The organism is Enterobacter cloacae complex sp. P13B, from assembly GCF_014895915.1.
GTDB classification, from domain to species: Bacteria; Pseudomonadota; Gammaproteobacteria; order Enterobacterales; family Enterobacteriaceae; genus Enterobacter; species Enterobacter bugandensis.
Window position 1 is genome coordinate 236,755 of the sequence record NZ_JADBQN010000010.1, and the last position, 21,210, is coordinate 257,964.

Here is a 21,210-nt window from a genome sequence, read left to right on the forward strand (position 1 = left end):
GCTAGCCTCTTCTTTCCAGAAACAGCACGGAGGCGACGAGAATCACGACAATAGCGAAAAACGATGAGGAGATAATGAGCGTTTCAACAAACATGTGATCGTTCATGAGGGCGATCCCTTTGCGATACCTGCCTTCGTTTTAATCCGCGTAAATGACAGGGTAATGACAGCGATAAAATCTTTTAAACGCTGTCCTCCGCCGCGTTTGCGCGTACAGTAAGCAGGATAATTATTCTGGCAAGGATCACCCATGTTTGACCCGACTCTGCTCATTCTTCTGGCGCTCGCCGCGCTCGGCTTTATCAGCCATAACACCACCGTCGCCATCTCGATTCTGGTGCTGATTATTGTGCGCGTGACTCCGTTAAATACCTTTTTCCCGTGGATAGAAAAACAAGGCCTCACCATCGGGATCATCATTTTAACCATCGGGGTGATGGCTCCCATCGCCAGCGGCACCCTTCCCGCCTCAACGCTGCTGCACTCGTTTGTGAACTGGAAATCACTGGTGGCGATCGCGGTGGGGATTTTTGTTTCGTGGCTGGGCGGACGCGGCGTTACGCTGATGAGCAGCCAGCCCTCGCTGGTGGCGGGCCTGCTGGTGGGCACTGTACTCGGCGTGGCGCTCTTCCGCGGCGTGCCGGTAGGCCCGCTGATTGCGGCAGGGCTGGTGTCCCTGTTTATCGGGAAGTCATAGTCAGGCTGGCCATGTAACGCGCCGGCGTCTGGCCCAGCCCCTTTTTGAACATGGTGATAAACGCTGTGGTTGAGTCATAGCCCAGAGACTGTGCCACCTGCTGCACCGATTTCCCGCTAATCAAATGCTGTAACGCCACGATCAGCTGAAGCTGGTGACGCCAGCGGCGAAAGCTTAAACCGGTCTCTTTGACCACCAGCCGCGCCAGGTTGCGTTCACTCATCGCGAAATGGCTCGCCCACTGTGCCAGCGTCTGCCAGGCGGCGGGCTCTTCCGCCATCTTCTCGCTCATCAGCCGGATTTTAGGATGGGGAGAGACAGGTAGCTGCAGATGCTCCTGGCGCTGGAGCGGCAACTCGTCAAACAGGACGTCCACCAGACGCGATGTGGCCGCAAGATGCAGCTGTTCACGTGATTTCTCCGCCAGGGATAAAATCAGCTCCCGCACCAGAGGAGAGATTTTCAGGGTGCAGCAGCGGTCGGGCAGGCTGGCGGCACCAGGCTCAATAAACAAAAAGCAGAGCTGCGCCCCCGGCGTGGCCCTGTTGCTGTGCGGCATTTGGCCTGGGATCCAGACGGCATACTGGGGCGGTACCATCAGCATCGCATTTTCCACTTCGCAGGTGATCGCGCCGCCAAGGGCCAGAATCAGCTGCCCCTTACGGTGTTGATGCTGCGGAATATATTGTTCTTCCGTCACCACACGGATGCGAAACGCGACTGCCGCATCGTGCTGGCTATCAGGATCGTAGCCGTCCAGTCCCAGACCAATCATCAGGTTGTCCGATATTAGCGATAAACTGTCATTTTAGCCTGATTTCAACCGCTGAGAAAATCGGTATTGTGTGCGCTCGCTTGAACGTATGAGAACACAATGACTACTGCTCTTCGCACCTCAGGAAAACAGGGCGCGCTGTTGATTGCAGGCATCCTGATGATTGCCACCACGCTTCGCGTCACCTTTACCGGCGCAGCGCCGCTGCTCGATACCATTCGCCTTGATTATGGCTTAAGCACGGCGCGAACCGGTCTGCTGACCACCCTGCCCCTGCTGGCCTTTGCTCTTGTCTCCCCGCTCGCCGCAGGCGTGGCCCGGCGTATCGGCATGGAGCGCAGCCTGTTTATCGCCCTGATGCTGATTTGCATCGGGATTGCGGTTCGCTCCCTGCCTTCCGCTACCCTGCTTTTCATCGGAACGGCGGTGATTGGTTGCGGGATCGCGCTGGGGAATGTGCTGCTGCCCGGCTTAATTAAGCGTGACTTTCCGGGTCAGGTGGCAAAACTCACCGGCGCCTATTCCCTGACGATGGGTATCTCTGCCGCGTTAGGCTCGGCGCTGATTGTTCCCCTGGCGCAGGGTGATGCGGGCTGGCATGGCGCGCTGCTGATGCTGATGGCGTTTCCGCTGGTCGCACTGCTGCTCTGGCTGCCGCAGTGGCGTCAGAAACACGTCGCAACGGTAACGGGCGCAGGCGCGCTGCATAACCGCGCGATCTGGCGCTCGGCACTCGCCTGGCAGGTGACGCTCTTTCTGGGGATTAACTCGCTGATTTATTACGTCATCATCGGCTGGCTGCCGGCCATATTACTCAGCCACGGCTTCAGCGAAGCGCAGGCCGGCTCGGTGCACGGCCTTTTACAGCTTGCCACGGCCGTGCCGGGGCTTGCCGTTCCGCTCGTCCTCCAGCGCCTGAAGGATCAGCGAACCATCGCCGGAGCGGTTGGGCTGATGTGCGCGGTTAGCGCGGCGGGTTTGTGGTTTATGCCTGAGATGGCGGTGATGTGGACGCTGGTGTTTGGCTTTGGTACCGGGGCAACGATGATCCTCGGCCTGACGTTCATCGGCCTGCGCGCCAGCTCCGCACACCAGGCGGCAGCGTTGTCCGGTATGGCACAGTCTATTGGTTATCTGCTCGCCGCCTGCGGTCCGCCGCTGATGGGTAAAATTCACGATTCGGCTGGAGACTGGCGGATCCCACTTCTCGCCTGCGCGCTGGCCGCTGTCGTCATGGCCATCTGCGGCGTACTTGCCGGGCGCGACCGGGAAATCGCGCCCCGATAAACACGGTGGCAGACCATCGGGTCTGCCTTTTTTACCCGCGCGCCGCGCGCAGCATTGCCTGCACCAGCACCACCGGACGCCCTTCCAGCGCAGCACGCTCGTGCTGGAATAAGGTGATCACAAAGAACGGATGGGTCACCAGCTCCGCAGCGCGAATTTCCCCCTGCTCGTCCCAGCCCGTCACGCGCATATCACCGCTCTCCAGTTCCTGAGCAAACGCCGCCGATACGCCATAGTTACAGTGATAACCCTCTACGATTTCCGGCTTTCCGTAGGCCTTCGCGATCAACGTATTATTGCGCAGCTCAATGGCATCGGTTTTCTCCACCAGCGAGCAGGTCAGCGGCGCAATCACCATCGTGCCTTCGGTATCCGTCTCAGCATGTGCCGCGTCGCTCCAGCCCAGCACGTTACGGGCATACTCAATTAACGCATGCTGGAACCCACCGCAGGTGCCCAGGAACGGAATGCTGTTTTCACGCGCGTAGCGTGCGGCAATAAAGGCCGCCTCGGTATTTTTATAGGGGCTTGCGGGAACCAGCCAGATGGCATCGTAGCCCACCAGATCCTCAGAACTGGTTAATTCCGTGGTGGCAAGCCAGTCGTAATCGGCGGTGAGGTCAAGGACCGCGGCGGCGTCGTCAATGGCCAGCGGGATCGCCTTGTGTGCAATAACATCAGGATTGTAATCGCCAACCAGCGCAATGCGCAGCGTCGTTTTAACCGGGAGGTGTTCCATGAAAGGTTCCTTATGCCAGAGTATTATCAGATAACATAAGGAACCTCAGACTACCGATCTTCTGCAATTATCACAATACCTTAAATTGGGAGGGTGGAATTATGATTCAGTGCAAACGCGTCTATGAACAGGCGAGCCCGGACGATGGCTATCGGGTTCTGGTGGACAGGCTCTGGCCCCGCGGGGTGAAAAAAACGGACCTCGCGTATGACGAATGGTGTAAAACGCTCACACCGTCCAGCGCGTTACGCAAGGACTTTCATAGCGAAGCGATTGATTTCGCGGCCTTTGCTAAAGCCTACAAGGAAGAGCTGGCGCAGCATAAGGACGAAGGAGAGCGTCTGGCGGCGCTGGCGAAAAAGCAGACCGTAACCCTGCTCTACGGCGCGAAGGACACGAAGCAGAATCACGCTCTGGTCTTAGCCGACTGGCTGCGCCATCTGTGATCAGCTGACCGTCAGCTCATCCTGAATTTGCGGAGCTTCGTCCGGGGTGAGCGGCATCAGGTGTTCGGCGCGAACAAACGCAAAGCCGTGCTGATTGTCAAAGGCGTAGACGTCTCCCGTCACCAGCCAGAGCGCGCGGTCCGCGCTTGCGGGTAACTGCGTCATCACGCCGTTGACCGGGTTAACGAAACGCTGGCCGGGTTGGCAGAGACCAAATAGCTCCACAGATTTACCAATATTGCGACGGCCTGACGCCGTGCGGGCACCGACGATCATCGCCACGCTGCCCGGTTTAAGCTGAAACATACTTCTCTCGCGGTAACGGTAGCCAGAAACTGGCTAAGAATAATCCTAAAGAGAAGTGTATCGCAGCTACTGTCCCTCTGTCACCTGGCAGGTTGCGGATGATCGCGACGATAGAGCGTCCATTCGTCGATCACTTCGCCACCGGGCAGCTTGCACTCGGTGCGGACCCCCTGCGGACTTTGAATCGGGACCTGTTCCCCGCCCTTTTCCAGACAGTAAACGGAAGCCGGGTTCGCCATGCCCACGGCGTGCGGCGGTTTCGGGGCGTCGGGTGGGGTTGTTTTTGCGGTGCAGGCAACCAGGGGAAGCGCCAGCGCCAGTAGCAGAAATCTCATCTTGTTGATCCTTTTGACATCATCATTGGCTAAGGGTAACGGCTTGTCGCCGCTTTCTCCATGATTTCTCCATTCTAACTGCACTTTTCAACGCTACAGTCTGGCATGTTCTCACTTTGACCAGAGAACATCATTCCGTAATCAAGATGTCTTTGCCCCGTTCTCAACAACGGGGCTTTTTTTCCCGCCTGCTGCCTACCTCTGCATATATTAAATTTTCTATATTCATGTTTTACTATGCCGGAAGCCTAAAAATTCAGCATAACATGCAGATGCAGACGTCTTCTGCCTGGGAGTCATTCTACGTCATGTCGGATCTTATCCTCGCTCGCGTTTCAGAAACCCTTGCCACCGAGCAATCCCTTGAAAGCCTCGTTCGTCAGCTGCTGGAGATGCTGGAAATCGTCACCGACATGGAGTCGACGTATCTGACGAAGGTGGATATAACAGCCCGGCTGCAGCATATCCTCTATGCCCGAAACAGCAAGCAGATGACTATCCCGGAAGGGTTAAGCGTGCCATGGGATGAAACGCTGTGTAAGCGCGCGCTGGATAGCGACACATTATTCAGTAACGATGTGCCCGAGCGTTGGCCAGAATGCGAAGCGGCTAAAGCGCTCGGCATCACCACATATATGAGCATCCCAGTGCATCTTGCCGATGGCTCACTTTACGGTACGCTCTGCGCCACCAGTACGGCAAAGAAACCGCTCAGCGAACGCGGTGAACAGATATTAAAACTTTTCGCCGGGTTGATTAGTCAGTACATTCAGAAAGAGTCTCTGGTGACCCAGCTCCGTGAAGCCAACGCGGCGCTTATCGCCCACTCCTACACAGATGCTCTTACAGGGTTACCCAACCGTCGCGCCATTTTTGAGGATCTGACCACCCTGTTTTCGCTGGCGCGGCATCTGAAACGTAACGCCATCATTGCCTTTATCGATCTGGATGATTTTAAACTGATTAACGATCGATACGGGCATGAAGCAGGCGACCAGTTCCTGATTGAAGTGGGCAAGCGTTTGACCGCAGAAAAACAGCAGGACGATATCATCGGCCGGCTGGGCGGCGATGAGTTTCTGGTGGCCACTCTGAGCAACGTCGAGAATGAGGAGCAAATCCACCTTCTCAGAACGCGCCTCAGCGCCCGAATTGCGGGGGAATACTGGCTGGGTAGCATCAGCATCATTTATCCTGGCGCCAGCCTCGGCGTTATCGAAGTGGATCCCGGCGTAACCGATCCGGACAGTGCGTTACGTGCCGCAGATATCGCCATGTATCAGGATAAGAAAGGAAAAAGCAAAACAGGCTTTCTCGCGATGGATTAACCCCGTACACTCTACGGCGTTATAAAAACCGAAACAGGTGATGATATGAGAATAGGGATCCTCTTCCCGGTCGTTATTTTTATAACGGCGGTGGTATTTCTGGCGTGGTTTTTTGTCGGTGGTTACGCTGCTCCGGGGGCATAAATGAGAAAAACCACCCTCATTATGTTGATCGTTGCCGTCGTGGCGTTTGCCGGCACGCAGTTTGGCTGGTGGTAAACCCGTTACGTAAAAAGGCCGCCATATGGCAGCCTTTTTAACGCTTCAGTATTAGCTTTTGATCTTTCTGTAGATAAACAGCACAACCAGCGCGCCGATCACCGCGACCGCGAAACTGCCGAAGTTAAAGCCATCGACTTTACCAAAACCGAACAGCGTACTGATCCAACCGCCGACTACCGCGCCGACAATACCCAGTATTATGGTGACGATAAACCCACCGCCATCTTTGCCCGGCATGATCCACTTCGCCAGAATACCCGCAATAAGCCCAAAGATAATCCAGGATAAAATTCCCATAACTTTCCTCTCTGTATGGTTTTTGTCATTAAATCAACGACACAAAAAGGATAGCACAGGATCTGAGAAAGGAAATTTGTGATAAGCCTCACAGAGAGAGTCTGCGCATTTCTTCATCAACATGCCCTTCCACAAGAACTGTGGGGTTGCATCTTTTATTGAGAAAGATTATCTTTCTCAACACTGAATAGTTGAGAAAAACACTCAGGTATTCAGTACGACATTGCTCACATTGCTTCCAGTATTTCTTGCCCACTCATGAGTGGGCTTTTTTTTGATCAAGCCCCAACGAAAGCGTGCCGGTTGCGCCCGCCGCGTTTTGCCTGATAGAGCGCCTGGTCGGCAGCATTAATAATATTCTGCTGGCTACCCGCGATATTGACAGCACGCGCACTGGAGACCCCTACGCTTACCGTGACCCGCCCGAAGGGGCTAAATGCGTGTTCAATTTGCTGAGAGAAAACATAGCGAATAATCGTCTGCGCAAGGCGGAGCGCCTCCTGGATATCCGTTTCAGGCAAAATCAGCGCAAACTCCTCCCCGCCATAGCGCGCCACAATCTGGTTGTCGCGGGTGAGACTTTCCCTGAGGCAGTTTCCCAGCAACGCCAGGCATCTGTCCCCTTCCGGATGACCGTAGTTATCGTTGTACTTTTTGAAGTAGTCCACATCCACAAGGAGCAGCGAAACCGGCGCGTCCTTTGCCGCACACGCCGCAATTTCCGAGAGGATTTTTTCATCAAAGATGCGCCTGTTATAAAGCCCTGTCAGCGCATCCTCTGAGGCAATAATCTTTAGCGCTTTGTTATCCCGTGCTTTTCTGGATAAGTCGGAATAGAGGAAACAGGACGCCACGATGAGCGTCGCGGTAAACACCAAAATAAGTGCGGCAAGCTGAATCGCCTGCTTGCGCCACGGTGAAAGGGCTTCATCAATGCTTACCGCTACCGTCGTAACCAGTCCGTAGCGCCTGTTTTTCTCATAGGCATAAATGCGTTCGATTTTATCAAACCTGGAGACAGAGCTGGCTATCCCTGTATTTTGTACCTTGAGGTATTTTCTGAAGAGAGGTGAGTCAGAAAAAATCGTACCGATATAGTTATTTTTAAAGGGATAACGAATCAGTAAAACGCCTGCTTGCGTCGTTAAACCAATAACGCCCGCGTGACCAATATTAATCTGTCCATAAAGTGCCAGAAAATTTTCGATACCCAGCGTCACCACCACAACACCGTTAAATGCACCGGTGTGGGTTTCAAGGCGTCGGCTAAGAGTAATAACCCATTTACCATTGGTTCTGCTTATCACCGGCTCACCAATATAAATCTGCTGACTTTTATTTTCCTTGTGATAGACAAAAAATGCCCTGTCCGTGCCATTATGGGGGCCCGCAAAATTTTTGTGCAATGCAGTGAAGATATCCCCATGCGCATCATAGACAACCACATTATTAATCTGAGTAAGAAGATTATCCTGATTGCTTATCATTCGCTGAATATTGATCGCCTGTTGGGGGGTCATACCATAAATTTCGATTGTGTCGGAAACGGTGGTAATCAACATTTCACTTTGGCGAATGATCCCTTCCGTGTAGACGTTAAGGGTATGGCTCAGGTTGGCAACGCTGGTATTGATTTGCTGAATTGACTGCTGTCGGGACGTGGCAATCTGGACGGCAAGCGACAATGAAACAATCAATGAGACAATGATGACGGTAATGGTTGTTGTGTAAAAAGTATTTTTCACATGCACGAGCTTTTCCACCTTATCACGCCTGGCATCCCTGGCTGACAACTCTTGTCACTGTAACAAAGCTCAGGTTAAGAGGAAAACAAATTGCACTTAAGCATAACGGCTGCCGTTATTATCAGGCTTGTAGCTTGCACTGCCTGTGATAAGATTTGAGAGATGAGGGAGCGGACAGGGTATCTGGAAAATGAAAAAGATCATTGCCGTTACTATCGTTTCAGCGTTTCTGGTCTTCCTGTCTCTTTTTGCGGTTAATGCAGTTATCGGGAGCCAGCAGAAAAGCAAACAGCTTGAGATTTCCCGAACCCTTTTACAGCATTCAGAAAGTCTGACCCAGAGCATGGCGCAGACGCTCAAAAACCTGACCACACAGGGATGCGACAGAGACAGCCTCGATCGCTACCGGCAGGTCAAGCTCGAAAGCCGCTATGTCGCTGACGTCGGTTTTATTGAAAAGGGAAAAATAGTCTGTACCGCTTTTTGGGGTAAACTCGTTAATCCTGTCCCGCTTCCTGAAGAGCTCCATGAAACGCCCAGAGGATTTCTCCTCGCGCAATTTTCGAGAAAGGATTTTTTTACCGGCAATGCGGCCATCTATAATAATCACATTATCTTCACCTCCCGCTATGCTTACGATAAATTCACCCCGGTTACGGAGAGCTATTCTCTGAGCACCACCACCAGGGACTTAAGCAGAACGTTTTTTTCGGCTACGCCTGAATTAAACCAACAGAGCGAACTGAATTCCTCCTTGTTTACCCTGACCCTCACCCGGTGCAGCACCACATGGGATTTGTGCGTCATTGTGAAGCATCACAACGCGGGACTGGCCTCGTTATCTCCCGTTGTATTTATCGTTCTCGCGGTCATTTTATGTTTTATCTGGATTGCGATAACGCTCTTTTTCTTTCGACTCAACGAGGACCGGTTCTCCCTGGAGCGGACGCTGGTCAAAGCTGTTATCACTAATACCATCGGCGTTCATTACCAGCCCATTGTTCGGATTGAGGATAAAAAAATTGTAGGCGTGGAGGTCTTGTCGAGATGGCGTGATGCAAGATACGGTGACGTCTCCCCGGAACTGTTTATTCCATTAATCAAAAAAATTGGTCTGTATAAAAATTACTATATTAATATTCTCCAAAAATCCCTTTCGGATATCGCGCCACTTATTATTAAATATCATCTGGTTGTTTCGCTCAATGTTGGCCGAACGGAAATTGAAGACGGACAGTTTATCAGCATTTTGCGCCTTAGCTGTTTAGCTAATAACATTCCGCTCTCTCTGATCAAAATCGAGCTTTCTGAAAAAGCCATTTCAACGGGGAATATTCTGGAAGATTTCTGCAAGGATTTAAAAAACCTTGGCGTGAGAATATCCATTGATGACTTCGGGGTGCAAAACTCAAACCTGGCAAGGCTTTCGCTGCTTGAATATGATGAGATCAAAATCGACAAGTCGCTGGTCGATGGCATCAGTGAACATTACAAGCAGAACATTTTTGTCATCTTTAGCGACGCCCTCGCAAAACTGAATAAAACGCTTGTTTTCGAAGGCGTAGAGAGCGAAATACAGTATCGCTTTATTGCTGAAAGATACCCCGAGGCGCTGATTCAGGGATGGTATTTCTCAAAATCCGTCACCCGAAGCGAGCTTGCGAAGCGACTCGCTGGGATCGCGCGGTAGGTTACTCGTTTCCCCACTGATTGAGAAAGTTCGCAATATCATCAATACGTTCGGCACGAACCCCGGCTTCACGCGCCATCTCCTGCTGAGCTTCCTCATCGATCTCCTCATTATTCGACAAACGCGTGAGAAGCAGCTGGAAATAATGCGCCAGCGAGTCCTGCTCTGACTCACTCACGGGCTTTGTGGCTTCCGTCGCGTACTCTTCGACGATGTCATAATACTTCAGTGGGATTTCGTTATTCATAACAGCGTTAATCTCTGAGGGTGAAGCCACAAGTATATCCGACGACGTACGGTTAACCAACGCGTTGCGTCAGATAAGCAGGGCAAGCAGGGCTGCAAGAGCAGGTATGGCCTGAACGTACAGTATCTTTCGGCTGGCGGTCGCTGCGCCAAAGAGTCCGGCAATCAACACGCAGGTCAGGAAGAAGATGGCCACAGATATACCCTTTTCACCAAGCCAGAGGCTCCAGAGCAGACCCGCAGCCAGAAAACCATTATACAGCCCCTGATTCGCGGCCAGCACGCGGGTGTCGCGCGCAAAATCGGGACGCAGATTAAAGGCCTTGTGCCCTGTTCTGGTGTTCCACAGGAACATTTCCAGCACAAGAATGTAGATATGGATGAATGCAACGACAGCGATAAGAACAGTAGCGAGCATCGTGTTATTTCCCGCAGGCAGAAGCAAAAAAAACGGGAACCCTCAGGCCCCCGCTCTTGTTTAACCCAGAATCTGGATTACATGTTCGCGATAATCGCGTCGCCAAACTCTGAGCATTTCAGCAGCTTAGCGCCTTCCATCAGACGTTCGAAATCGTAAGTTACGGTTTTCGCGTTGATCGCGCCTTCCATACCTTTGACGATCAGGTCTGCGGCTTCGAACCATTCCATATGGCGCAGCATCATCTCTGCGGAGAGGATGATAGAGCCTGGGTTCACTTTGTCCTGGCCTGCGTATTTTGGTGCAGTGCCGTGGGTTGCTTCGAACAGGGCGCACTCGTCGCCGATGTTCGCGCCAGGGGCGATACCGATACCGCCAACCTGTGCCGCCAGGGCGTCAGAGATGTAGTCACCGTTCAGGTTCATACAGGCGATCACATCGTATTCAGCAGGACGCAGCAGGATCTGCTGCAGGAACGCATCGGCGATCACATCTTTAATGATGATCTCTTTGCCGGTGTTCGGGTTCTTGATCTTCTGCCACGGGCCGCCGTCGATCAGCTCACCGCCGAACTCTTCGGTCGCCAGCTGGTAGCCCCAGTCTTTGAACGCGCCTTCGGTGAACTTCATGATGTTGCCCTTGTGAACCAGGGTCACAGAATCACGGTCGTTGGTGATCGCGTATTCGATGGCCGCACGCACCAGGCGCTTGGTCCCTTCTTCAGAGCACGGCTTAATGCCGATACCGCAGTGCTCAGGGAAGCGAATTTTCTTCACGCCCATCTCTTCGCGCAGGAATTTAATCACTTTTTCTGCATCAGCAGAGTCCGCTTTCCACTCGATACCCGCGTAGATGTCTTCTGAGTTTTCGCGGAAGATAACCATGTCGGTCAGTTCAGGGTGCTTAACCGGGCTTGGGGTGCCCTGATAGTAACGAACCGGACGCAGACACACGTACAGGTCCAGCTCCTGACGCAGCGCCACGTTCAGGGAACGGATGCCGCCGCCGACCGGAGTGGTCAGTGGGCCTTTAATAGCAACGCGGTAGTCGCGGATCAGGTCCAGCGTTTCCGCTGGCAGCCAGACGTCCTGGCCATAAACTTGCGTCGATTTCTCACCGGTGTAAATTTCCATCCAGGAAATTTTACGCTCGCCTTTGTAGGCTTTCTCAACAGCGGCATCAACCACTTTCAGCATTGCCGGGGTAACGTCTACACCGATACCGTCGCCTTCGATGAACGGAATAATCGGATTGTGAGGAACGTTAATCTTGCCGTTTTGCAGGGTGATCTTTTTACCTTCCGCCGGAACAACTACTTTGCTTTCCATTAACCTCTCCTTCGAGCGCTTCTGGTTGTTACTGATCTTATGTTAATAAATTGTAATGAGCCCTTCGATAGTACCTGATTGTCCTGCGCCATGAAAGGTCTTCGTTATTAGGCTATAATGCGGCAATTGATAACGCCTGAAAATACCATGAAGAAAACTTCTTTTACAAAACACCGGGTTGAGCGATTCAGCTCACGACAAGCCGCCAGACGACCGCAAGAAACCCAGCCAAAGCGGGTTATTCTGTTCAATAAACCCTACGATGTTTTGCCGCAGTTTACCGATGAGGCCGGACGCAGCACGCTCAAGGATTACATCCCTGTTCAGGGCGTCTACGCCGCCGGTCGCCTGGACCGGGACAGCGAAGGACTTTTGGTCCTAACCAACGACGGCGCCCTACAGGCAAAGCTTACACAACCGGGCAAACGCACCGGCAAAATTTACTTTGTGCAGGTTGAAGGCGAGCCGGACGAAGAGACGCTGGCGAAACTGCGCAGCGGGGTGACGCTGAACGACGGTCCCACCCTGCCCGCCGGTATTGAACGCGTGAATGAGCCGGAGTGGCTGTGGCCGCGTAACCCGCCCATTCGCGAGCGCAAATCCATCCCGACAAGCTGGCTCAAAATCACCCTGTATGAAGGCCGCAACCGCCAGGTGAGACGAATGACCGCGCACGTCGGCTTCCCTACCCTACGTCTGATTCGCTACGCTATGGGCAGCTACACGCTGGATACGCTGGCAAACGGCGAATGGTGCGACGCTGCCCCTTAAGGAGAAACGATGTTTAAACCTCATGTTACGGTCGCCTGCGTGGTGCACGCGCAGGGAAAATTCCTCGTTGTGGAAGAGAGCATCAACGGCAGGGCGCTGTGGAATCAGCCTGCCGGGCATCTTGAAGCCAATGAAACGTTGCTGCAGGCCGCGAAGCGCGAGCTCTGGGAAGAGACCGGCATTCGCGCTGAGCCCCAGCACTTCATTCGCATGCACCAGTGGATTGCGCCCGACAGCACCCCATTCCTGCGCTTTTTATTCGCCGTTGAGCTTAGCGAAACGTGCGCCACAGAACCGCATGATGACGATATCGATCGCTGCCTGTGGGTCACCGCCGAGGAGATCCTGAACGCGCCAAACCTGCGCTCGCCGCTGGTTGCGGAAAGCATCCGCTGCTGGCAGTCAGGCGCACGCCTGCCGCTGGGTGTCATCGGAGAATTTAACTGGCCGTTTACAGAGGGTGTCAACGGTGGGGGGGCGTGATAGAATACGCCGCCTTGAAGTTCAATGTCGTGAGTATTCCATGTCAGATAACAGCCAGAAAAAAGTGATCGTCGGCATGTCCGGCGGTGTCGATTCCTCCGTTTCCGCCTACCTGTTGCAGCAACAGGGCTATAAGGTGGAGGGCCTGTTCATGAAGAACTGGGAGGAAGACGATGGCGAGGAATACTGCACTGCCGCAGCGGATCTCGCCGACGCGCAGGCCGTATGCGACAAGCTCGGCATTGAACTGCACACCGTTAACTTTGCCGCAGAATACTGGGACAACGTCTTTGAACTGTTCCTGGAAGAGTACAAAGCGGGCCGTACCCCGAACCCGGATATTCTGTGCAACAAAGAGATCAAATTTAAAGCTTTCCTGGAATTCGCCGCAGAAGATCTGGGCGCTGACTACATTGCGACCGGTCACTACGTGCGTCGTGCGGACGTGAATGGCAAAAGCCAGCTGCTGCGCGGCCTCGACGGCAATAAAGACCAGAGCTACTTCCTTTATACGCTGAGCCATGAACAGATTGCGCAAAGCCTGTTCCCGGTCGGCGAACTGGAAAAGCCGGAAGTGCGTAAAATTGCCGAAGAGCTGGACCTGATCACCGCGAAGAAAAAAGACTCCACCGGTATCTGCTTTATTGGCGAGCGCAAATTCCGTGATTTCCTGGGCCGCTACCTGCCTGCACAGCCGGGTAAAATTGTCACCGTTGATGGCGACGAGATTGGTCAGCATCAGGGGCTGATGTACCACACCTTAGGCCAGCGTAAAGGCCTGGGTATTGGTGGGACGAAAGAAGGCAGCGAAGATCCGTGGTACGTGGTCGACAAAGACGTCGAAAACAATATTCTGGTGGTGGCTCAGGGTCACGACCACCCGCGTCTGATGTCCGTTGGCCTTATCGCACAGCAGTTGCACTGGGTCGATCGCGAGCCCCTGAAAGGCACGCTGCGCTGTACGGTGAAAACGCGCTACCGCCAGACCGATATTCCTTGCACCATCACCGCGCTTGATGACGACCGTATTGACGTCCGTTTCGACGAGCCGGTCGCCGCCGTTACCCCGGGCCAGTCTGCTGTCTTCTACAGCGGCGAAATCTGCCTGGGCGGCGGGATCATTGAACAGCGCCTGCCGCTGCCCGCTGTTTAACCGATTGCACACATAAAGGAGACCGTGTGGCGAAGAATTATTATGACATCACCCTGGCGCTGGCAGGAATTTGCCAGTCTGCTCGTCTGGTGCAACAGCTGGCGCATCAGGGTCACTGTGACGCTGATGCCCTGCACGTTTCGCTCAACAGCGTTATCGACCTCAACCCCGGTTCAACCCTGGGCGTGTTCGGCGGCAGCGAAACCAATCTTCGTCTCGGTCTTGAAACCCTGCTTGGCGTGCTTAACGCCAGTAGCCGTCAGGGGTTAAACGCGGAACTGACCCGCTACACCTTAAGCCTGATGGTGCTTGAGCGTAAGCTGAGCGCGGCGAAAGGCGCGCTCAATACCCTGGGCGATCGCATCGCCGGGCTACAGCGTCAGCTCGACCATTTTGACCTGCAGTCTGAAACGCTGCTGAGCGCCATGGCGGGCATTTACGTTGACGTCATCAGCCCGCTGGGCCCGCGCATTCAGGTCACCGGATCCCCTGCCGTACTGCAAAGCCCGCAGGTGCAGGCGAAGGTTCGCGCTTCCCTGCTGGCTGGGATCCGCGCCGCCGTGCTGTGGCATCAGGTTGGCGGTGGCCGCCTGCAGCTAATGTTTTCTCGTAATCGCCTGACCACTCAGGCAAAACAAATTCTTGCTCATTGTTAACCTCCCGGAGTTGCGAATTATGGAATTATCCTCACTGACCGCCGTATCCCCTGTCGATGGACGCTACGGCGATAAAGTCAGCGCGCTGCGCGGGATCTTCAGCGAATATGGTTTGCTGAAGTTCCGTGTTCAGGTTGAAGTACGCTGGCTGCAGAAGCTGGCCGCCCAGGCAGCAATCAAGGAAGTTCCTGCTTTTGACGAAAAGGCAAACGATTACCTTGATAAAATCGTTGCTGAGTTTAGCGAAGAAGATGCCGCGCGCATTAAGACCATTGAACGCACCACCAACCACGACGTGAAAGCGGTTGAGTATTTCCTGAAAGAGAAAGTGGAAAGCGTCCCGGCCCTGCATGCGGTATCCGAGTTCATTCACTTCGCCTGTACGTCCGAAGATATCAATAACCTGTCTCACGCGCTGATGCTCTCCACCGCGCGTAAAGAAGTGGTGCTGCCTTACTGGCGTAAAATCATCGACGCGGTGAAAGCGCTGTCCGTGGAATACCGTGACATTCCGCTGCTTTCCCGTACTCACGGCCAGCCAGCCACCCCATCCACGATGGGTAAAGAGATGGCGAACGTGGCGTACCGTATGGAGCGCCAGTATCGTCAGCTGGAGCAGGTTGAAATTCTGGGTAAAATCAACGGCGCGGTCGGTAACTACAATGCCCACATTGCCGCGTACCCGGAAGTGGACTGGCATCAGTTCAGCGAAGATTTCGTGACCTCTCTGGGGATCCAGTGGAACCCGTACACCACCCAGATTGAGCCGCACGACTACATTGCAGAGCTGTTTGACTGCATCGCGCGCTTCAACACCATCCTGATCGACTTCGATCGCGACGTGTGGGGCTACATCGCGCTGAACCACTTCAAGCAGAAGACCATCGCCGGGGAAATTGGCTCCTCCACCATGCCGCACAAAGTGAACCCAATCGACTTCGAAAACTCCGAAGGCAACCTGGGCCTGGCGAATGCCGTGCTGCAGCATATGGCGAGCAAGCTGCCGGTATCCCGCTGGCAGCGTGACCTGACCGACTCCACCGTGCTGCGTAACCTGGGCGTGGGCATTGGCTACGCGCTGATCGCGTATCAGTCCACCCTGAAGGGCGTGAGCAAGCTCGAAGTGAACCGTGACCGTCTTCTGGACGAGCTGGATCACAACTGGGAAGTATTGGCAGAGCCGATTCAGACCGTGATGCGCCGCTACGGTATCGAAAAACCGTACGAGAAGCTGAAAGAGCTGACACGCGGTAAACGCGTCGATGCCGAAGGCATGAAACAGTTTATCGACGGTCTGGCACTGCCGGAAGAAGAGAAAACCCGCCTGAAGGCCATGACTCCGGCGAATTACATTGGCCGCGCCATCACCATGGTTGATGAGCTGAAGTAATGTTCCTTCCCCCCTTTCCGCCCGGAAAGGGGGTTGCTTTTCCCCGGTTTACTGAATGTTTATCCCCACAGCAACATAATCAGCGTTAAACTATTCATACTATTTATTCTGGGAGAAAAGATGATGCGCGTACTGGTTGTTGAGGATAACGCATTGCTACGCCACCACCTGAAGGTTCAGCTTCAGGAGATGGGACATCAGGTGGATGATGCTGAAGATGCAAAAGAAGCCGATTATTATCTCAATGAACACCTGCCGGACATCGCCATTGTCGATTTAGGCCTGCCTGATGAAGACGGCCTGTCGTTAATTCGTCGCTGGCGCAGCCATGACGTTTCCCTGCCGGTTCTGGTTCTCACCGCCCGCGAAGGCTGGCAGGACAAAGTTGAAGTGCTCAGCGCCGGTGCGGATGATTACGTCACCAAACCGTTTCACATTGAAGAAGTGGCGGCGCGCATGCAGGCGCTGTTACGCCGCAACAGCGGGCTGGCTTCACAGGTTATCTCCATTCCGCCTTTCCAGGTGGATCTCTCCCGTCGCGAGCTCTCGATTAACGATGAAGTGATCAAGCTCACCGCGTTCGAATACACCATTATGGAAACGCTGATCCGTAACAGCGGAAAAGTAGTGAGCAAAGACTCCTTAATGCTCCAGCTCTACCCTGACGCTGAGCTGCGCGAGAGTCACACCATAGACGTGCTGATGGGCCGTTTGCGTAAGAAAATTCAGGCGCAGTATCCGCAGGACGTGATTACGACCGTCCGCGGCCAGGGCTACCTGTTCGAATTACGCTAAATGAGACGGATTTTGCGCCACATTCTGCCCCTCTCGCTGCGGGTTCGTTTTTTACTGGCAACGGCCGCGGTGGTGCTGGTGCTGTCGCTCTCCTACGGTCTGGTCGCCCTGGTGGGCTACAGCGTCAGCTTCGATAAAACGACCTTTCGACTGTTACGCGGCGAAAGTAATCTGTTTTATACCCTGGCCACATGGAAAGACAACCACATCACCGTTGAAATGCCGGAGAACCTTGATCAACAGAGTCCTACTTTAGCCCTGATTTACAATGAAAAGGGAAAGTTGCTTTGGGCGCAACGCGATATTCCGTGGCTGGCGAAAAGCATTCGTCCGGAGTGGCTCAAAACCAACGGGTTTCATGAGATAGAAGCCGATCTCAATACCACCAGCACGCTGATTCGCGAAGATCGCTCGATGCAGCAAAAGCTCAATGAAATCCGGGCTGACGATGCCGAGACGGAAATGACGCACTCGGTGGCGATCAATATCTACCCGGCGACCATGAACATGCCGCAGTTAACCATTGTGGTGATCGACACCATTCCGGTTGAGCTAAAACGTTCCTATAAGGTCTGGGGCTGGTTCGTTTATGTTCTGGCAGCAAACCTGCTGCTGGTGATCCCGCTGCTTTGGGTGGCGGCGTGGTGGAGCTTGCGCCCTATTGAGTCCCTGGCGCGAGAGGTGCGCGAGCTTGAGGAACATCATCGTGAAAAGCTCAATCCGGAAACCACCCGTGAGCTGACCAGCCTGGTGCGTAACCTCAATCGCCTGCTGAAAAGCGAGCGTGAACGCTATGATAAGTACCGTACGACCCTGACCGACCTCACCCACAGCCTGAAAACGCCGCTGGCAGTAATGCAAAGCACCCTGCGTTCCATGCGCAGCTCAAGGCTGAGCGTCGACGATGCCGAGCCGGTGATGCTGGAACAAATCAGCCGAATCTCGCAGCAAATTGGCTACTATCTGCACCGCGCCAGCATGCGTTCCGGCAGCGCGCTCCTGAGCCGCGAGCTGCACCCGGTGGCCCCGCTGCTGGATAATCTCACGTCCGCCCTTAACAAGGTGTATCAGCGTAAAGGGGTGAACATCAGCCTCGATATTTCGCCTGAAATTAGCTTTGTAGGCGAAAAAAATGACTTTATGGAAGTGATGGGGAACCTGCTGGATAACGCCTGTAAATACTGCCTGGAGTTTGTTGAAGTATCGGCGCGCCAGACGGATAACGAGTTACACATTATCGTTGAGGATGATGGCCCCGGGATCCCGCTTAATAAACGTGATGTGGTGTTCGATCGCGGTCAGCGAGCGGATACGCTGCGCCCCGGTCAGGGCGTGGGTTTAGCCGTCGCCCGCGAGATTGTCGACCAGTATGACGGAAAAATCGAAACCAGCGAAAGCTTGCTCGGCGGGGCCAGAATGGAAGTGATTTTTGGTCGTCAGCAGCCCATATCGGACGATAGTTAACCCGTTATGTGAAAAATGCGAGGATCTCGCAGCCGGGGGGCTGAGCTTCCGTTATAATCCGAGTCAGTAAGAGCCTGCGGATAAAAAAATATGGATTATCACTTAACACTTAACTGGCCCGAGTTTATTGAACGTTACTGGCAAAAGCGCCCGGTGGTTCTGAAACGCGGGTTCAGCAACTTTGTCGACCCTATCTCACCTGACGAGCTGGCCGGTCTGGCCATGGAAAACGAAGTCGACAGCCGTCTGGTCAGCCACCAGGACGGGAAATGGCAGGTCAGCCACGGTCCTTTCGAAAGCTACGATCATCTCGGCGAAAGCAACTGGTCGCTGCTGGTGCAGGCGGTTAACCACTGGCACGAGCCGACTGCCGCGCTAATGCGCCCGTTCCGCGCCCTGCCCGACTGGCGAATGGACGATCTGATGATCTCCTTCTCCGTACCTGGCGGCGGCGTGGGTCCGCATCTGGACCAGTACGACGTGTTTATCATTCAGGGGACGGGCCGCCGCCGCTGGCGCGTGGGCGAAAAAGTGCCGATGAAGCAGCACTGCCCGCACCCGGATCTGCTTCAGGTGGATCCGTTCGAAGGCATTATCGACGAAGAGCTGGAGCCAGGCGATATTCTCTACATTCCGCCAGGATTCCCTCACGAAGGTTACTCCCTGGAGAACTCGCTGAACTACTCTGTCGGGTTCCGCGCGCCGAGCGGCCGCGAGATGATCAGCGGCTTTGCCGACTACGTCCTGCAGCGCGAGCTGGGAAGCTATCGCTACAGCGATCCGGATGTGCCTGAGCGCGAGCATCCGGCAGACATCGTGCCAGAAGAGCTGGATAAGCTGCGCGGCATGATGCTGGATCTGATCAACGAGCCGGAACATTTCAGGCAGTGGTTTGGCGAATTTATCAGCCAGTCACGTCACGAGCTGGACGTTGCACCGCCGGAGCCGCCGTATCAGGCAGATGAGATCTATGATGCGCTGCAGCAGGGTGACAAGCTGGTGCGCTTGGGCGGACTGCGCGTGCTGCGCATTGGTGAAGAGGTCTTCGTCAACGGTGAGAAGCTCGACTCCCCGCACCGCCCGGCACTGGAAGCCATTGCCAGCCACATGATACTGACTGCAGAAACCTTTGGCGACGCGCTGGAAGACCCATCCTTCCTCGCGATGCTGGCCGCGCTGGTCAACAGCGGGTACTGGTTCTTTGAGGACTGAGTTGTGACAATGCCCGGTGGCGCTGCGCCACCGGGCTTTTTCTTACTGCTTCGCGGTTAACTCGGCTATCCGCACAATCACCTTCACCGCCTTTTCCATCCCTTCCAGCGTCACAAACTCATGCTTGCCGTGATAGTTATAGCCACCGGTAAACAGGTTCGGGCACGGTAGCCCCATAAACGATAGCTGCGAGCCGTCAGTGCCGCCTCGAATCGGTTTTAAGACCGGTTCAATATCGCAGTCTCGCATCGCCTGCTGGGCGATATCCAGAATGTGCGGATGGGCCATCACCTTGTCGCGCATATTGTAATAGCTGTCTTCAATGATCAGCTCAATATAGCAGTCAGGATGCAATCCCTTCCCAACCTTCTTGGCGATCTCCATCATTTTGCGCTTGCGCGCCTCAAAAGCTTTACGGTCAAAATCGCGGATGATGTAGTGCATCTGCGCGCTGTCCACGGTGCCTTTGATGCTGGTGAGGTGATAAAAGCCCTCGTACCCCTCTGTCTGTTCAGGGCTCTCTTCCGCCGGGACTTCCGCATGAATACGCGACGCCAGCGACAGCGCGTTCACCATCACCCCTTTGGCAGACCCGGGGTGAACGTTGTTTCCGACAATTTTTATGGTCACCGACGCCGCGTTGAAGTTTTCATACTCCAGCTCGCCCACGCCACCGCCGTCGACGGTATACGCCCACTGCGCGTTAAAAGCGTCCACGTCGAAGTGCTTCGCGCCCTTACCTACCTCTTCATCTGGGGTAAAAGCAACGCGGATGTCCCCGTGCGGGATGTTTTTACCTTTCAGCACCGCCAGCGCCGTCATGATTTCCGCGATGCCCGCCTTGTCATCCGCCCCCAGCAGCGTTTTGCCGTCGGTGGTGATCAGCGTCTGGCCGAGCAACTGGTGCAGCACCGGGAACATCACCGGAGAGAGCACTTCGTCGCCAATCCCCAGCGCGATATCACCGCCGCGGTAGTTTTCCACGATCTGCGGGTTCACGTGTTTGCCGCTAAAATCAGGTGAGGTATCGACATGAGAAATAAAGCCAATCGCCGGAATATCACCCGGCACATTCGCCGGCAGCGTTCCCATCACAGTGCCTTTTTCGCTTAACGTGACGTTGACCAGCCCCATGGCCTCAAGCTGCTCTTTAAGCAGGTTTAACAACTTCCACTGGCCTTCGGTGCTTGGCACCTGGCGGACACCCGGCTTAGATTGGGTATCCAGCGAAACATACTGTAAAAAACGCTCAAGTAATTTATCCATGCAGTCACCCTCACTTTTTGTGACAACATTATCAGTAAGCATCAAAACGCAAATATTGCGTCAGGTCACTTTTATCCCGCAAACGAGAACTTTTTACGTTTATATCTTTATGCGTTAATAAATGTAGCTTATGAATCAGTGACAAGGATTGGCGATTACGG

25 protein-coding genes are annotated in these 21,210 nt (G+C 54.1%); 14 read left to right on the plus strand and 11 right to left on the minus strand.

All coding sequences use genetic code 11. The annotated features are described in order from the left end of the window. Position 1: 1 nt before the first annotated feature. Positions 2-106 carry a small membrane protein YoaI gene (gene yoaI, locus IM273_RS06550; protein WP_193050240.1) on the minus strand — a complete coding sequence of 35 codons (105 nt, stop codon included), beginning with the start codon at positions 104-106 and terminating at the stop codon, positions 2-4. Positions 107-250: 144 nt separating this feature from the next. Between yoaI and IM273_RS06555 the strand changes: the two genes are divergently transcribed. Further along, on the plus strand, positions 251-697 hold the full coding sequence (locus IM273_RS06555; protein ID WP_008500737.1) for a DUF441 domain-containing protein: 447 nt from the start codon (positions 251-253) through the stop codon (positions 695-697). Here the strand turns inward: IM273_RS06555 and IM273_RS06560 are convergent. Next, positions 681-1,472 carry a helix-turn-helix transcriptional regulator gene (locus IM273_RS06560; protein ID WP_041910482.1) on the minus strand — a complete coding sequence of 264 codons (792 nt, stop codon included), beginning with the start codon at positions 1,470-1,472 and terminating at the stop codon, positions 681-683. The genes IM273_RS06555 and IM273_RS06560 overlap by 17 nt on opposite strands. 99 nt (positions 1,473-1,571) lie before the next feature. Between IM273_RS06560 and IM273_RS06565 the strand changes: the two genes are divergently transcribed. Then, entirely contained in the window at positions 1,572-2,759 is a 1,188-nt protein-coding gene (locus tag IM273_RS06565; protein ID WP_193050242.1) for a CynX/NimT family MFS transporter, read from the plus strand. A gap of 31 nt (positions 2,760-2,790) precedes the next feature. Here the strand turns inward: IM273_RS06565 and IM273_RS06570 are convergent, their stop codons facing one another. Next, positions 2,791-3,498 (minus strand): CTP synthase, encoded by a 708-nt coding sequence (locus IM273_RS06570; RefSeq protein WP_028012763.1) that lies wholly within the window; start codon positions 3,496-3,498, stop codon positions 2,791-2,793. A gap of 101 nt (positions 3,499-3,599) precedes the next feature. Here IM273_RS06570 and IM273_RS06575 point away from each other — a divergent pair, with 101 nt between their 5' ends. Then, positions 3,600-3,944 carry a DUF488 domain-containing protein gene (locus tag IM273_RS06575; protein WP_193050244.1) on the plus strand — a complete coding sequence of 115 codons (345 nt, stop codon included), beginning with the start codon at positions 3,600-3,602 and terminating at the stop codon, positions 3,942-3,944. On the opposite strand, the gene IM273_RS06580 is transcribed toward IM273_RS06575, so the two are convergent. Together IM273_RS06580 and IM273_RS06585 are read right to left on the minus strand one after the other, a co-directional pair. After that, on the minus strand, positions 3,945-4,250 hold the full coding sequence (locus tag IM273_RS06580; protein ID WP_045630116.1) for a periplasmic protein: 306 nt from the start codon (positions 4,248-4,250) through the stop codon (positions 3,945-3,947). It lies immediately after the preceding gene. Between the two features lie 80 nt (positions 4,251-4,330). After that, the gene (locus IM273_RS06585) at positions 4,331-4,585 is read right to left on the minus strand and encodes a DUF333 domain-containing protein (RefSeq protein WP_045261615.1); all 255 of its coding nucleotides are present in this window, start codon (positions 4,583-4,585) and stop codon (positions 4,331-4,333) included. 308 nt (positions 4,586-4,893) lie between these two features. On the opposite strand from IM273_RS06585, the gene IM273_RS06590 reads away from it, so the two are divergent. Together IM273_RS06590 and IM273_RS06595 are read left to right on the plus strand one after the other, a co-directional pair. Then, positions 4,894-5,913: a sensor domain-containing diguanylate cyclase gene (locus IM273_RS06590; RefSeq protein WP_028012759.1), complete on the plus strand. Its 1,020-nt coding sequence runs from the start codon at positions 4,894-4,896 to the stop codon at positions 5,911-5,913. Positions 5,914-5,958: 45 nt separating this feature from the next. Beyond that, complete coding sequence (locus tag IM273_RS06595) at positions 5,959-6,057, plus strand: YoaK family small membrane protein (RefSeq protein ID WP_014883431.1); 99 nt, start codon at positions 5,959-5,961, stop codon at positions 6,055-6,057. A 126-nt stretch (positions 6,058-6,183) separates the two neighbouring features. Here the strand turns inward: IM273_RS06595 and IM273_RS06600 are convergent, their stop codons facing one another. Next, complete coding sequence (locus tag IM273_RS06600) at positions 6,184-6,432, minus strand: GlsB/YeaQ/YmgE family stress response membrane protein (protein ID WP_028012758.1); 249 nt, start codon at positions 6,430-6,432, stop codon at positions 6,184-6,186. 278 nt (positions 6,433-6,710) lie between these two features. Next, the gene (locus IM273_RS06605; protein WP_234106055.1) at positions 6,711-8,195 is read right to left on the minus strand and encodes a sensor domain-containing diguanylate cyclase; all 1,485 of its coding nucleotides are present in this window, start codon (positions 8,193-8,195) and stop codon (positions 6,711-6,713) included. A gap of 172 nt (positions 8,196-8,367) precedes the next feature. Here IM273_RS06605 and IM273_RS06610 point away from each other — a divergent pair, with 172 nt between their 5' ends. After that, positions 8,368-9,867 carry an EAL domain-containing protein gene (locus IM273_RS06610; RefSeq protein WP_193050246.1) on the plus strand — a complete coding sequence of 500 codons (1,500 nt, stop codon included), beginning with the start codon at positions 8,368-8,370 and terminating at the stop codon, positions 9,865-9,867. A 1-nt stretch (position 9,868) separates the two neighbouring features. Here IM273_RS06610 and IM273_RS06615 read toward each other — a convergent pair whose 3' ends face one another. The 3 genes from IM273_RS06615 to icd form a co-directional block, all read right to left on the minus strand. Continuing rightward, positions 9,869-10,114: a DUF2543 family protein gene (locus IM273_RS06615; RefSeq protein WP_028012755.1), complete on the minus strand. Its 246-nt coding sequence runs from the start codon at positions 10,112-10,114 to the stop codon at positions 9,869-9,871. 69 nt (positions 10,115-10,183) lie between these two features. Then, on the minus strand, positions 10,184-10,531 hold the full coding sequence (locus tag IM273_RS06620; RefSeq protein ID WP_028012754.1) for a DUF1304 domain-containing protein: 348 nt from the start codon (positions 10,529-10,531) through the stop codon (positions 10,184-10,186). 77 nt (positions 10,532-10,608) lie between these two features. Then, positions 10,609-11,859, minus strand: a complete 1,251-nt coding sequence (gene icd, locus IM273_RS06625; protein ID WP_003857898.1) for an NADP-dependent isocitrate dehydrogenase — start codon at positions 11,857-11,859, stop codon at positions 10,609-10,611. Positions 11,860-11,976: 117 nt separating this feature from the next. Here icd and rluE point away from each other — a divergent pair, with 117 nt between their 5' ends. From rluE to IM273_RS06665, 8 genes are all read left to right on the plus strand, one after another. After that, on the plus strand, positions 11,977-12,630 hold the full coding sequence (rluE, locus tag IM273_RS06630; RefSeq protein ID WP_193050248.1) for a 23S rRNA pseudouridine(2457) synthase RluE: 654 nt from the start codon (positions 11,977-11,979) through the stop codon (positions 12,628-12,630). Between the two features lie 9 nt (positions 12,631-12,639). Beyond that, a complete protein-coding gene (locus tag IM273_RS06635; protein ID WP_028012752.1) occupies positions 12,640-13,113 on the plus strand; it encodes an NUDIX hydrolase in 474 nt (157 codons plus the stop codon). Positions 13,114-13,153: 40 nt separating this feature from the next. After that, positions 13,154-14,266, plus strand: a complete 1,113-nt coding sequence (mnmA, locus tag IM273_RS06640; protein WP_028012751.1) for a tRNA 2-thiouridine(34) synthase MnmA — start codon at positions 13,154-13,156, stop codon at positions 14,264-14,266. Positions 14,267-14,292: 26 nt separating this feature from the next. After that, positions 14,293-14,922 carry a high frequency lysogenization protein HflD gene (hflD, locus tag IM273_RS06645; RefSeq protein ID WP_013097081.1) on the plus strand — a complete coding sequence of 210 codons (630 nt, stop codon included), beginning with the start codon at positions 14,293-14,295 and terminating at the stop codon, positions 14,920-14,922. A 19-nt stretch (positions 14,923-14,941) separates the two neighbouring features. Then, positions 14,942-16,312 (plus strand): adenylosuccinate lyase, encoded by a 1,371-nt coding sequence (purB, locus tag IM273_RS06650; protein WP_193050250.1) that lies wholly within the window; start codon positions 14,942-14,944, stop codon positions 16,310-16,312. A 123-nt stretch (positions 16,313-16,435) separates the two neighbouring features. After that, positions 16,436-17,107, plus strand: a complete 672-nt coding sequence (gene phoP, locus IM273_RS06655) for a two-component system response regulator PhoP (protein ID WP_025911763.1) — start codon at positions 16,436-16,438, stop codon at positions 17,105-17,107. Next, positions 17,108-18,571, plus strand: coding sequence for a two-component system sensor histidine kinase PhoQ (phoQ, locus tag IM273_RS06660; protein WP_193050252.1), 1,464 nt, complete (start codon positions 17,108-17,110; stop codon positions 18,569-18,571). Between the two features lie 90 nt (positions 18,572-18,661). Next, entirely contained in the window at positions 18,662-19,783 is a 1,122-nt protein-coding gene (locus IM273_RS06665; protein WP_193050254.1) for a cupin domain-containing protein, read from the plus strand. Positions 19,784-19,825: 42 nt separating this feature from the next. On the opposite strand, the gene pepT is transcribed toward IM273_RS06665, so the two are convergent. Further along, on the minus strand, positions 19,826-21,049 hold the full coding sequence (pepT, locus tag IM273_RS06670; protein WP_193050256.1) for a peptidase T: 1,224 nt from the start codon (positions 21,047-21,049) through the stop codon (positions 19,826-19,828). Between the last annotated feature and the right edge of the window lie 161 nt (positions 21,050-21,210).